Origin of the sequence: Roseburia sp. AF12-17LB, assembly GCF_003479605.1 — a bacterium.
Classification (GTDB): Bacteria; Bacillota; Clostridia; order Lachnospirales; family Lachnospiraceae; genus Roseburia_C; species Roseburia_C amylophila.
This window is the reverse complement of sequence record NZ_QUHR01000003.1, coordinates 175,100-188,972: the sequence shown is the minus strand read 5'-3', so window position 1 is coordinate 188,972 and position 13,873 is coordinate 175,100. Positions and strand designations below refer to the sequence as shown.

Here is a 13,873-nt window from a genome sequence, read left to right as displayed (position 1 = left end):
ATGGACAGAAGTTCTGTCACAGAAGAAGACGGCAGGATTGTAAGAAATGAATGAGAATAAAGCAGAAAGAAATGAAATAGAACAGAATAAAAAACATTTAGCTAGACTTATCGAACTGGATTATAAGAAAACAAATATAAGAGCCGGACTCATTGCTTTTGCAGTGATGTTGGGCTTTTGTCTCTATGGTGGGGTAAATGTGCCAGTGGCAGCTGCCGCAGGGCTGATTTATTTTGGAATCAAAAATCTTAAGATTACATTGCCGGAGAAAGCCAATCCACTCTGGGCTGCTCTTGAAATTTTCTTAAGTGCCATCATGACAGAGCATATGGTGCAGTATCTTTTGCTGGATGCAGAGCTGCGGGAGAAAATCAGTGTGAATCACACCCGATGGAATGTGCTCTGCTGCATGGTCTTTTATCTTGCCCTGTTAGTGATTACAGCAAAGCCGAAGATTGCCTGCATGATAGGACATATTTTCCTCTTAAGCCTTGCAGGAATCAATTACTTTGTCTATCAGTTTCGTGGAAATGAATTTTCTTTCGGAGATTTGAAAGCGGCATCCACCGGACTTTCCGTGGCAGCAAATTATAAATTTGTATTGGAAGACCGGGCGGTCTATGTCATACTTCTTAGCATGATATATGTTGCCTTTATAAGGAAGCTGAATTTTGAATTTAAAAAGAAGTGGATGCTCCGAATCAGTGCCTTTGCGGCAGCGCTGGTAATGGGAATTTATGTGGGAATTGCCACAGAAGATACGGTAATGGAATCCTGGGAACAGAAAGGAACTTACCGCAACGGCTATATCTTAAATTTTGTACTCAGCATCCGGGATTCCTTTGTGGCGGAGCCGGATGGATACTCAAAAGATGTGGTGGAAGAGATTTCCAAAGAATATCCGGAACCGGAGAATAAAGGCTCGGAAGATGACCCGACCATTATTGTTATTATGAATGAGTCCTTTGCGGATTTGAGTGTGATTTCCCATTATGGATTTGAGACAACGGAAGAGGTAACACCATTTTTCGATTCCATGGACACCAATGTCATTAAGGGATATGCACTGTCTTCTGTCTTTGGTGCAAAGACACCGGATTCCGAGTGGGAATTTCTGACGGGAAATTCCATGGCATTCCTGCCAAGCGGCTCCGTGCCTTATCAGCAGTATATGTCAAAGAAACCGTATTCCCTGGTAAGTACCTTAAAGGAGCGGGGATATTCCTGCATTTCCATGCATCCTTACTATGCGTCCGGCTGGAGCAGAAGCAAGGTTTATCCGTTGCTGGGCTTTGATGATAGTCTCTTTATCGATGATTTCGACCAGACCAATATCATGCGGGAATATATTACGGATCAGGAATTATATAATAAAATTATTGACCAGTATGAGGCAAAGACTTCTGATGAAAAATTATTTATCTTAGGTGTTACCATGCAGAATCACGGTGGCTATACCGATTATTATGATAATTTCCAGAATACGATAAATCTTAAGAATCATTATTTCAGTGATGTAAACCAGTATTTAAGCCTGATTCATGAGAGCGATAAGGCACTGGAAAATCTGATTACTTATTTTGAAAATGTGGATGACAAGGTCGAAATCGTATTTTTCGGAGACCATCAGCCGAGCCTGAATAATAATTTCTATCAGTCCATGAATGGCAAAGGATTATCCGGTCTTACCTTGGATGAACTGCAGGAATTATTTACAGTACCATTTTTTGTATGGACGAATTATGACAGCGAAAGCAAAGATGTGGAACTGACCAGCCTGAATTATCTCTCTACGATGACTCTGCAGCAGGCAGGCATTGAACTGCCGGCATATAACCAGTTCTTAGCGGATTTACAGGAAGAAATACCGGCAATGAATTCCAGAGCATTTTATTCGAAGAGTCAGGGTGAATTCCTGCATTATTCCGAGGCACAGGGAGAAGATGCAGACCTTCTGAACCAGTATAATATCCTGCAATATAACAACATGTTTGCCAAGGAAAAAGACAAGGATAAAAATCTTTTCCCGTATTATGAAACATCGGATTAAAGAGTGAAAAACATAGAGAAAGTGAAATGTATGGGAAAAACGGAAAGGCAGGGGGAAGATGTACCGGATTTATCTTGTGGAAGATGATGTAATTATAGCCAGAAGTATTAAAAAACATTTAGAAAACTGGGAATATGAAGTGCAGTGCACAAAAGATTTTTCAGCAGTTACAAAAGAATTTGCGGAGTTTGCACCGCAACTGGTATTGATGGACATCGGTCTGCCTTTCTACAATGGCTATTACTGGTGCAGTGAAATCCGCAAAATTTCCAAGGTGCCGATTATTTTTCTCTCATCGGCTGCGGACAATATGAATATTGTCATGGCAGTGAATATGGGAGCGGATGATTTTATTGCAAAGCCTTTTGACCTAAGTGTTCTTACGGTAAAAGTACAGGCAATGCTGCGACGCACCTATGATTTTACGGAGACCGGAGAAATGCTGACCTATCACGGAGTGATGCTTCAGGTGGCGGAAGCAGCCCTTACCTATCAGGATAAGAAAGTGGAACTTACCAGAAATGAACTGCGGATTCTAAGGACACTGATGGAAAATAAGGAAAAGGTAGTCTCAAGGGATACGCTGATGACAAAGCTCTGGGAGAGCGACTGTTTTGTGGATGAGAATACACTTTCCGTAAATGTAAACCGCCTTAGAAGGAAACTTGCGGATGCAGGTCTGGAGGATTTTATTCTTACGAAGAAGGGAATCGGGTACCGGCTGAAATGAAATTTATCAAAAATTATCTGAAGGAAAATCTGAAATGGCTGTTGTTAGTGCTTGCCTGCTTTGGAATCCTGTGCTTTGTAATCGGATTCGAGCAGGTGCCGCTGGCACAATGGGGATATGCAGCATTTTTGTGCTTCTTTCTGTATTTACTGGTAGTAATCATAGACTTTACAAGGCGTTATCTGCATCATAAGAAACTGGAAAAGCAGACTTCTGAAATTGCAGTGACAATGGATAAGCTGTCATTGCCACGGGGACAGATGGAAACGGATTATCAGGAATTGCTTCGCTCTTTATATATCACCCTGCAGCAGCAGATTAATGAACTGGAAAACGGGCAGGTGGAGCAGGCAGAATATTTTACCATGTGGGTGCATCAGATCAAGACACCGATTGCAGCACTGCGCCTGCTGCTGGCAGAGGAAGAGGATGAGCGGAGCCAGGAAATGTGGGAAGAGCTTTTCTCTATTGAGCAGTATGTGGAAATGGCATTGCAGTTTTCCAGACTGTCCGCGAAAAGTACGGATTTTGTAATTGGTGAAGTTTCGTTGGATAAAGTAGTGCGGGAGGCAATCCACAAGTATGCCAGACTGTTTGTGCGAAAGAAAATTAAAATGGAATTAAGTTCCATTGACACGCAGGTACTGACCGACGAAAAATGGCTGGAATTTGTGATAGAACAGATTTTATCCAATGCCATCAAATATACTGCCGGTGGAACCATTTCTGTTTATTTAGAGGAAGAATCGGAGCAAGAGACAAAAGAGCTGGTTATCGAAGATACCGGAATCGGTATCGCACCGGAGGATTTGCCAAGGATTTTTGAAAAAGGCTATACCGGTTATAACGGTCATGCAGATAAGCGCTCCACAGGAATCGGACTGTATCTCTGCCGGAAAATTATGCGCAAGCTGTCCCATGAAATTACGATTGAGTCGGAGATTGGAGTGGGAACGAAGGTACATCTTGAAATACGGTAGGAGGGGAAGCTTCCATTTTTTTTTCAAAAGTAAGTTAAAGTTTTCTTAAAACAGTATCTACGGAGCGTGGAATCCGCATAAATTCACCATTTTCTACGTCCCGTGGGTGTACTTAAAAATGAAATTACCAGATAATCAAAGCAGAAAGGAGGAAAGCAGATGGATCAGATAATAATTGGAAAATTTATTGCAGAAGAAAGAAAAAGAAAGGGTTATACCCAGAAGCAGTTATCTGAGAAATTAGGAATTAGTGATAAAACGATTTCTAAGTGGGAATGTGGAAATGGTTTTCCGGAGGTGTCGTTGCTATTACCTTTGTGTGGGGAACTGGATATTACTGTAAATGAGCTTTTATCCGGAGAAAGAGTTTCTGAAGAAGATTATCGTAGAAAGGCGGAAGAAAATATGGTGAATTTAGTAAAAGAAGCACAGGAAAGTAAGAAAAAAATAATTTTATCAGCAATGGTGGCAATGTTAGTAATTGTTGCAGCAACACCATTATTTGTGGTGTCAGGAGCTCTTGTAATGGAAAACTGGTTGAGGATTCTTTTAATTGTGTTAGGTACGGCAGTAATTATAATGGGTATTGCGATTGCCTGCGTTCTTGACCGTGATGCAGGAGCGTATGAATGTCCGGAATGTCATGGCAGATTTGTGCCAGAGATGAAGGATTATATTATGGGACCACATACTATCCGAAAAAGAAAACTAACCTGTCCACGATGTGGTGCACGTAAGTATTGCAGAAAAGTGTTGACAAAATAAGATGGATGCACAGCATGTGAAGTAGAGATAAGTGATATACAAAATTATGTCCTGAAAAATGTAAATATTAGCAAATTTATCACCTGAAAAATGTGGAATATAATTATGGTACAATAAAAAAGCTAGAAAATATAATTTCAATCTTACAAAAATGTAAGAGATAAAGGGAAAATGTAAGCAGAATCCATGGCTGACATTTTCCTTTTTTGCTATGATAATGGAAAAGATGACAGAGCAATAAAGTGAGGAGAAAACAATGGCAATTTTAGAAGTAAATAATCTGAAAAAAGTTTATACAACCCGTCTGGGTGGAAATCAGGTAGAGGCATTAAAAAGTCTTAACTTTTCTGTGGAAGAAGGGGAATATGTAGCAATCATGGGAGAATCCGGTTCCGGAAAGACCACGCTTTTAAACATTCTGGCAGCACTGGATAAGCCGACCGGTGGACAGGTCATATTAAATGGCAAGAACATTGTGGATATCCGGGAAAAAGAGATTTCCGCATTCCGGAGAGAAAATCTTGGATTTGTATTTCAGGACTTTAATCTTTTGGATAATTTTTCATTAAAAGATAATATCGTTCTTCCACTGGTGTTATCCGGTGTGGATTATAAAGAGATGGAGCGGCGCATAACACCGATTGCAGCGCAGCTTGGAATTCTTGATATTCTTGGAAAATATCCTTATGAAGTATCCGGCGGACAGAAACAGCGTGCGGCGGTAGCAAGAGCCTTGATAATCAAGCCGGAGCTGGTACTGGCAGATGAGCCTACCGGAGCACTGGACTCTAAAGCAACGGAAGATTTATTGACATTATTTAATAAGATTAATGAGCGGGGGCAGACAATTCTTATGGTAACACATAGCACTAAGGCTGCAAGCCATGCAAGAAGAGTATTGTTTATTAAAGATGGGGAAGTATTCCACCAAATTTACCGTGGTAATTTAACCAGTGAGGAATTGTATGCAAAGATTTCAGATACACTGACAATGCTTACGACAGGTGGTGAGAAACATGAATAGGGGGTTATATGGAAAACTGGCAGTAAATAATATAAAGCACAACAGACAGTTTTACCTGCCGTATCTGTTGACCGGGATGCTGACGGTGGCATTCTTTTATACCATGTTGTATCTGAATTACAATCCGGGACTGGACGAACTGCCATTTGGTGCCGTGGATGTAAAGTTTGTGCTGGGACTGGGTGCAGTTATCATTGGATTTTTCTCTGTGATATTTCTGTTTTACACCAACAGCTTTATTATGAAGCGGAGAAAAAAGGAGCTTGGTATTTATAACATTCTTGGAATGGAGAAAAGGCATCTGGCAAAAGTAATTTTTCTGGAGACGTTTTTTTCGGCAGTGGTTGCTATCGGTGGCGGACTTGTTGCAGGAATTGCTTTTAGTAAACTGATGTGTATGTTATTGTACGCCATGATTGGATACCATGCAGAAATTGTTTTTTATGTATCAGAAAGTGGCGTTGTAAGTACCATCCTTTTGTTTGCCGGTATTTTTATGCTGACCTTTATATATAATCTGTTTCAGATACAGCTTGCCAAACCGGTGGAACTGCTGCATGGAAGCAGCCAGGGCGAGCGGGAGCCGAAGACGAAAAAGCTGATGGCAATAGTTGGAATTGTAACACTTGCAGCAGGCTACTATATGGCAATTACAGTAGATAATCCGGTAACTGCAGTGCTTCTGTTCTTTGTAGCGGTAATACTTGTAATTATCGGAACCTATTTTATATTTATGGCAGGCAGCATTGCAGTGCTTAAGTTCTTAAGAAAGAGAAAAAGTTATTATTATAAAAAGAAACATTTTGTGGCAGTCTCTGGTCTTATTTACCGGATGAAACAGAATGCAGCAGGACTGGCAAGCATCTGTATTTTATCCACGATGGTACTGGTGGTAATTTCTTCAACGGTAAGTATGTATGCCGGACTGGATGATGAACTGGCAACCCGTTATCAGGGAGATATCGGAGTATCCATTATCAGTGAAAATCCGATTACAGAAGGTGATACGTTGCGGGAGTTAGTGAACCGCACCATCCAGCAGGAGAACCGCAGTATAAAAGAAGAACAGGGCATGATGACGCTGACATTTTCCTGCATATCAGAAGATGGAAATCTTGTAATTCGAAAACATGATGATGAGGGCGATTATAGTTCTGATATTATTATGCTCCGCATGATTACAAGGGAAGATTATGAGGAAGCTTATAATGTAAGGGTTCCGGAGCTTTCGGATCACGAAGTGGTGTTGGTAACCAGTGATGGCTATGATAAAGATACGATTACGGTTGGAGATTATACTTATCCTATTTTACAGAAACAGCATTTTTCTTCTGAAAATGGACATTGGATGGATAATCAGGTCTATTATATGGTAGTAAACAGCGTAGAAGATATGGCACCGTTGTATGAAGCACAGAAAGAAATTTATGGGAAAAATGCCAGCAGCTATTATTATTCTCTGTATATCGACATCGATGGAAACAAGGAAGAAAAAATTGCCTGTGGAAATGCAGTATCTGCGGCAATTGGTGCATCCGGAATGGAGGAAGGGCATGACGGTAAATATTATATTATGATAGAAAACAGGGCAGAAAATGAAGATTCCTTCCGGCAGATGTATGGTGGCTTTCTGTTCCTTGGCATTTTCCTTGGAATCCTGTTTTTGATGATTACCGTACTTATTATTTTTTATAAGCAGATTTCGGAAGGATATGAGGATAAAGAGCGCTTTGCCATTATGGAAAAAGTAGGAATGAGCAATGAAGAGGTAAAGAAAACAATCAGTGCACAGATCCGGATGGTATTTTTACTACCGATTGTTACCGCTGCGCTACATGTGCTGGCAGCGTTTCCAATGATCCGGATGATACTGGCAGTGATGAATCTGAATAATGGAAGACTGTTTGCGTACTGTCTCCTTGGTACGATTGCTGTATTTACAGTTATTTATCTGCTGGTATACAAGATGACCTCAAGAACCTATTATCGAATTGTTGGGCATCAGATTGGGTAGAGACTCTAATAATATCAAATAACCGTAAGAACCTGCTGCCGGCAGTTCCTTACGGTTGTCTGGCAAAGAAGAGAAAGTTCCCGCTGCACTATGGCGTCATAGGAGCTTCTTCCGAGGTGTGTATTTAGCAATTGTTTTTAAAAGAAGTTCTGTATCCAGCGGTTTGGTGAGATGTTCATTCATTCCGGCAGAAAAAGTCTTCTGCCGGTCTTCTGCAAAAGCATTGGCAGTCATGGCAAGAATCGGAATGGTTGCGGCATCTGCACGGTCCAGGGAACGGATGGCTTTCGTAGCCTGGTAGCCATCCATAACTGGCATCATGACATCCATCAGAATCAGATCGTATTCCTGCGGAGAGGAGGCTTCAAATAAGGTCAGGGCTTCCTTTCCATTGTGGGCTTCAGTAACCGTTGCACCAGCATCCGTCAGAATAAATTCCGCAATCTCAAGATTAAGAGAATTATCTTCTGCCAGAAGAATATGATAGCCGGAAAGAGAGATTTCTTCATCGGAAGTTTCCGCTTCAGAAGTGGAAGCGGCATTATGGTCGATACAAAAAGGAATCGTAATCCGGTAAGTGGTGCCAATATCCTTTTCGCTGGAAAAATCAATGGTTCCGCCCATTTTATCCAAAAGATTCTTTACAATTGCCATGCCAAGTCCGGTACCGTTGTAAGTAGAACGGGCATTATGGTTTTCCTGAGTAAAAGGTTCAAATAAATGCTCCTGAAATTCTTTGCTCATGCCGATTCCGGTATCAGAGCAGGTAAATTCAATCCAGGCAGTATCTTCCGTGAAACGTACTTCATGACAACTTAGAATGACTTTTCCATTTTCCTTATTATATTTTACTGCATTGCTTACAATATTCATAAGAAGCCGCTTGATATGAATAGGACTTCCGATGAGACAGGGATGCTGGACAGAAGGAACTCCGGAAATAATTTCGATGCCACGTTCCGCAGCCTGCTTTTCTATGATGGTGGTGATATCATTGACCAGGTGTAGAACATGGAATGGGCGGGATTCTAAGACAATTTCGCCGGATTCCAGTTTCCCCATATCAAGAACTTCATTTACAAGTTCTAAGAGCAGACCAGAAGCCTCTCGGATTTTCCCGAGACATTCCTGCTGCTTGACAGGGTTATCTTTATAATGTCCGGCAATTTCCACCATACCACGGATTCCGTTAATCGGCGTCCGGATATCGTGACTCATCCGCTGCAAAAATTCAGTCTTGGCAAGGTTGGCACTTTCTGCTTTTTTGGCAGCCTCCTTTAGTGATTCCTGATAGAGTTTATCCTTCTTCAACTGGGCTTTCTGGTAGCTCTGGTCAGTCCTCCAGCGCAGCATCTGGAAAATCAGAAGAAGGCAGATATAACCAAACATATAATAAAATACTTTTCGCGGAGTCGTTTCAAAAACTGCATGCTCAGGCAGATAGACGTAGATATAATAATTCTGTCCCTGATCTAACATACCAAAGACATGCTTTGGTGAGGAGACTGTATTATGAACATGAACCATCTGTCCACTTACCGCTTTTTTGTTTATATTCTGTAGTACTTCAATATCATTAATATCTGTTCCTTCGAGTTTTTCTTCATTTGAGGCAATCACTTTATCACCACTGGTAATGACAATGGTGCTGTTACGGCTGATACTGTAGCCGGACAGCAAATTCTGAAAAGAGATACTGTAACTTTCAATATAATCAAGTGGTGTATGGTAATAAGTTACAATAATACCAGAGGTATCGGTACGTCCTACCGCTGCCAGGTCGATATAAGAGCCATCTTCACAGTTGATTCTGGAAGAGTATGTTTTTTCCGGATGTATGGCAACATCCAGAAGAACTTCTTTTTCCAGCGTATCGGTTAGGCCGGCACTGCCAATGGAATCAGTACAATATTCAGAGGTTACAGTTCCGGTTTCATCCAGAAAAATAATGCCGGTAATATAAAACTCTTTTGTAAATTCTTCCATGGAAGCTTTTTCCATGGATGTTGTGCCATGCAGACAGTTATCCGTAGAAATATTGTGGGCAGCCTGCTGACAGCATTCAATAATACGCATCAGGCTCTTGGTTTCGGAGGCTAAATTTAAATTGCTGTAGGTGGAGCATTGTTTCTTCAAATAATTAACCGTATCTGCAAGGTGTTCTTCTGTGGATTCGATATCATCGTTTGCGGAAGTAAAAAATACCAGAAGGAAGAACAGGATGCCAAGAAATATTGAAAAAGGCCAGAAAAAACGCAGTCTAAAGGGTTTGTTCTTATTTGACTTCATAATTTTCTACCTCCAGATAAGTACTTGGATGTGCTAAGTATTTTCCGATGATTTTCTCAGAGGTTCCATCTTTTTGCATTTCCTCTAAAGTATCAGACAGTTTTTCGTTAAGCCCGCTGGTATCATCAAGAGAGAAAGCCACACCCAGTCCGACAGTAAGAAGCGGTTTATCCAGAATGCGGTATTCCACATGATAATCAGACATATATTGTAAAATAGAAGTTTCATGGGCAGCAACCGCATCCACATAACCTTTGCTTAACATTGGGTAAATCAGCTCACGATTCTGCATGGCGAAAAGCCCGTTAATTTTTGGAATGTCGGGGTCGGTCTGGTTGAGAAAAATATCTTCCGGTTTCGTGGTAGCCTGAACGGCGATGTTTTTACCGGCAAGATCCTGCAGGGTGTAAATATTGCTGTCCGGACTGACTGCAACCACCTGCTGGCTGATCATATAAGGTCCCGCCCATTTGTATTCATCCATTCGTCCGTCCATGCTAAAGCAGCCCCATGCACAGTCGATACTGCCATCCTGCAGAAGAGCTTTTTTATTTTCCCAGTCGATGGTGACAAATTCAGCCTGATAGCCCATTCTGTGGAAGGCTTCCGTGGCAAGTTCCACATCAATGCCGGTTGGTCTGCCGTCTGTTCCGCTATAATTAAAAGGCGGATAATTGTCGCTGCCGATTACAATAGTTGGCAGCGAATTTTCCTGTTTTGTGGAAAGAGTATTTTCCGCTTTTCTGCAGCTACATAATAAAAATGTAAAAATACAGAGAACAGCCAATAGCTGTTGTAGTTTTTTCGAACCATTCATATAATAGAGTCACCCCTGAAAAAAATTCTTTTTACTGTGTTACTATTATAAAGTAAGAAAGGCGCAGATACAACAGATTACAACAGATTGCAATAGAAAATCACTTGAACTTTCGACAAAAAAATTGTATATTTGATATAGAAATGCAAATTTTTATCTGAAAAGTTTAAACAAGTAGAAATGCTAAGGGATATGTTAGAGAAGAGGGAAATTAGGATGAAAGAAGTTACAAAACAGGCAGAGGAAACACAGATTAGCCATAAAACACTGAGACTGATGATCGGAACACTCTGTTCTGTCATCGGAACGCTGCTAGCCCTTTATGTGGGAGGCTGGCTTATGTTATGTAAACCAATACAGGGGGTGGTTTCTGCATACTTTGCAGGAAATCTTACAATTGGAATCATCGCACTGGCGGTATTCAAGTGTCTGCTGTCCGTAACAGTGGCGGGAGCCATCTGGTGTGGTGGATATATTGCTAAGTGCAAGTTTATTGGACATGAAGATTATTAATGAGCAGATTCGAAAAGGATAGGAATGAAAAGGCATGACGGATTAACGTCATGCCTTTTTGACGTTTAATTGAAATGCAAATTTGTATCTGATTTATATATAAAGAATTGCATTAAATTTAAATCCCCTCGAACCGTCCGGAAGCCCCACAAGGAAGTGTAAGTCCGTTGGAACTGACCGGAAGACCGATTTCGTCGGCTGTGACTTTGCCAGGGAAACGTTTTAGTTCTGTTCCGATAAGGTAAGAGAGGACAGCTGGCTGTAAGCCGGTAGTATAGGAATTAATCAGGAAGAACAAAGGTCTGTTCACCAGAAGCTGTGCACAGAGTTTGACCAGCGGATGGATAGATTCTTCGATTTTCCAGATTTCTCCTTTCGGACCTCTGCCATAGGATGGAGGGTCCATAATGATGGCATCGTAGTGGTTGCCACGGCGGATTTCACGTTCCACGAATTTGACACAGTCATCTACAATCCAGCGGATTGGTGCATCTGCAAGACCGGAAGAAGCAGCATTTTCCTTGGCCCAGGTAACCATACCTTTGGAAGCGTCTACATGGGTAACGGATGCACCTGCTGCTGCGGCAGCAATCGTAGCACCACCGGTATAGGCAAAAAGATTTAAGACTTTAACTGGTCTTCCTGCTTTTTTAATAAGTTCAGAGAACCAGTCCCAGTTAGCAGCCTGCTCCGGGAAAAGACCTGTGTGCTTGAAACTGAAAGGCTTTAACTGGAAAGTAAGGTTACGGTAGTGGATACTCCACTGCTGTGGCAGGTCAAAGAATTCCCATTCGCCGCCGCCCTTTTTACTGCGGTGATAGTGGGCGTTCATTTTATGCCAGCCTTTTTCTTTGCGTGGTGTATCCCAGATAACCTGTGGGTCTGGACGTACCAGGATATAGTCACCCCAACGCTCTAATTTCTCACCTTTTGAACAGTCTATTACTTCATAATCTTTCCAGTTATTTGCAAGCCACATAGCATTTCCTCCAATATTCTTACGGTATGATTCATGATGATTTCCTTAAAACATCTGAATCCTATTATATAAGGGCAAAAATGTTCCGTCAACCAAAGAATCGGTAAAGTCCGAAGAGAATCACAAGAAAAATGGCATTATAAAGGGTAAAGATACCAAGATAACGTTTCTTGTTACTGCCATCGGTATTGGCATAGAACTTAAAGGAAATAAGGCTTGCCAGTGAAGCAATAAGTGTGCCAAGACCACCTAAGTTGACACCGATAAGCAGTGCGGAATAATTATTGGTAAAACCGGAAAGCAGGATGGCAGCAGGCACATTGCTGATAATCTGGCTGCTGATAATTCCTATGGACACTTCATGCTGAACTAAAAGCACGGCAATAAGGTCGTGAACAAAAGGAATCTGTTTGATATTCCCGATAAAGAGAAAGAAACAGAAAAAAGTAAGCAGCAGAAAATAATCCACATCTTTTAACACATGGTAATCAAGAATAAGAAAACTAAAGAAAACGATAAGCAGCATTATCTGAAATGGCAGAATGTGCAGTACCGTCAGAAGGCATATCAGAAAAAGAATGCAATAAGCGGCAAACAGAATCCGGGGATTCCTGTGACTGCGGGAAGAGGCTGGCTTATCAGTGGAACAGGCGGAAGATTCCGTTTGGACTGTAGAAAAATTGCCTGCCTGGAAAGAGACTTTTGGAAGAATCAGAAGAAAAAGGATAAGCAGTAATCCAGACACAGCAGAATAAGGCAGCATAATCCGGATAAAATCCCATAGAGACAGACCGGAAATTGTATACAGATAGAGATTCTGCGGATTGCCAAGGGGAGTCAGCATACTGCCGAGATTGGCAGCAATCGTTTCTAAGACAATAACCGGAATCAATGCCTGTCGCTGGTCAGCCATCGACAGCACCAGAATTGTAAAAGGCACAAAAGTGATCAGGGCAACATCGTTGGTGATCAGCATACTGAAAAAGAAGCAGAGAAAGATAAAAAGGGCTGCCAGTGTCCGCAGGGAATGTACCTTATGAAGGAGCAGGGTTCCAAGTCTGGTAAAGACGCCAATCGAAGAAAAACCCCTTACCACAGCCATCAGGGAGAATAAAAGAGCCAGTACCCGGAAATCAATATAAGAAAAGTAATTTACGGATGGTGGAATAAAAAACATGGATACAACTGCCAGCAGGAAAGCAATGCAGCAGACGGTTTCTTTTTTGAAAAAATCTTTTACTTTTGTAAACATACAGGTCTCCTTCTATGAAATCATATCTTAGGCAGTTGCGAAAGATAATAACATTTTGCTAATAATTTCTTCGCTATGTAAAGTATCTTTGTTTTGCATCGAAATACCGTAGTTCTAAAATATTAGTTTTGCTTTTGGCGATAAAACCAGTCTTTCCAATGTTTAACAAAGATAGCGCCACTGTTCGTCAAAGTGCGGATGCCTGATAAAGGCTGTTAGGGGCACTTGGAATTTCGCCTGGCATCCGGCAACGCTGGCACAGGACGTGCCAGCGAGGCGCATCTGAACATGGATGTGAATATGCGCCGGTTGCCAGACGGACTTCTTAATTATCCGAAATTCCTAGTGCCCCTTGCAGGCGTTATGTGGCATCCGTATTCGACGGACAGTGGCACTATCTTATGTCAAAGCAACGGAAAGACTGCTTGCAGACAAGCAAAACATAATATTAAGAACTACT

General features: G+C 41.5%; 11 protein-coding genes. 7 read left to right on the top strand and 4 right to left on the bottom strand.

Going from position 1 to position 13,873, the window contains the following annotated elements:
* Positions 1-46: 46 nt before the first annotated feature.
* The 6 genes from DWV68_RS05405 (at position 47) to DWV68_RS05380 (ending at position 7,563) form a co-directional block, all read left to right on the top strand.
* Entirely contained in the window at positions 47-2,050 is a 2,004-nt protein-coding gene (locus DWV68_RS05405) for an LTA synthase family protein (protein WP_118665188.1), read from the top strand.
* A gap of 58 nt (positions 2,051-2,108) precedes the next feature.
* Entirely contained in the window at positions 2,109-2,780 is a 672-nt protein-coding gene (locus DWV68_RS05400; protein WP_118639782.1) for a response regulator transcription factor, read from the top strand.
* Positions 2,777-3,760 carry a sensor histidine kinase gene (locus DWV68_RS05395; protein WP_118665186.1) on the top strand — a complete coding sequence of 328 codons (984 nt, stop codon included), beginning with the start codon at positions 2,777-2,779 and terminating at the stop codon, positions 3,758-3,760. The genes DWV68_RS05400 and DWV68_RS05395 overlap by 4 nt, the downstream gene beginning before the upstream one ends.
* Before the next feature lie 159 nt (positions 3,761-3,919).
* Positions 3,920-4,525 (top strand): helix-turn-helix domain-containing protein, encoded by a 606-nt coding sequence (locus DWV68_RS05390; RefSeq protein WP_118540814.1) that lies wholly within the window; start codon positions 3,920-3,922, stop codon positions 4,523-4,525.
* Between the two features lie 256 nt (positions 4,526-4,781).
* Positions 4,782-5,549 carry an ABC transporter ATP-binding protein gene (locus DWV68_RS05385; protein ID WP_118057036.1) on the top strand — a complete coding sequence of 256 codons (768 nt, stop codon included), beginning with the start codon at positions 4,782-4,784 and terminating at the stop codon, positions 5,547-5,549.
* Positions 5,542-7,563, top strand: a complete 2,022-nt coding sequence (locus tag DWV68_RS05380) for an FtsX-like permease family protein (RefSeq protein WP_118540816.1) — start codon at positions 5,542-5,544, stop codon at positions 7,561-7,563. The genes DWV68_RS05385 and DWV68_RS05380 overlap by 8 nt, the downstream gene beginning before the upstream one ends.
* Positions 7,564-7,659: 96 nt before the next feature.
* Here DWV68_RS05380 and DWV68_RS05375 read toward each other — a convergent pair whose 3' ends face one another.
* Positions 7,660-9,852, bottom strand: a complete 2,193-nt coding sequence (locus DWV68_RS05375) for an ATP-binding protein (RefSeq protein WP_118540818.1) — start codon at positions 9,850-9,852, stop codon at positions 7,660-7,662.
* A complete protein-coding gene (locus DWV68_RS05370) occupies positions 9,839-10,669 on the bottom strand; it encodes a substrate-binding periplasmic protein (RefSeq protein WP_118544470.1) in 831 nt (276 codons plus the stop codon). Before DWV68_RS05370 ends, DWV68_RS05375 begins: the two co-directional genes overlap by 14 nt.
* A gap of 216 nt (positions 10,670-10,885) precedes the next feature.
* Between DWV68_RS05370 and DWV68_RS05365 the strand changes: the two genes are divergently transcribed.
* Positions 10,886-11,182, top strand: coding sequence for a hypothetical protein (locus DWV68_RS05365; RefSeq protein WP_117697786.1), 297 nt, complete (start codon positions 10,886-10,888; stop codon positions 11,180-11,182).
* 118 nt (positions 11,183-11,300) lie between these two features.
* Here DWV68_RS05365 and DWV68_RS05360 read toward each other — a convergent pair whose 3' ends face one another.
* Positions 11,301-12,161 (bottom strand): class I SAM-dependent methyltransferase, encoded by an 861-nt coding sequence (locus DWV68_RS05360; protein WP_118665184.1) that lies wholly within the window; start codon positions 12,159-12,161, stop codon positions 11,301-11,303.
* A gap of 88 nt (positions 12,162-12,249) precedes the next feature.
* A complete protein-coding gene (locus DWV68_RS05355; protein ID WP_118665182.1) occupies positions 12,250-13,413 on the bottom strand; it encodes an SLC13 family permease in 1,164 nt (387 codons plus the stop codon).
* Positions 13,414-13,873: the final 460 nt, after the last annotated feature.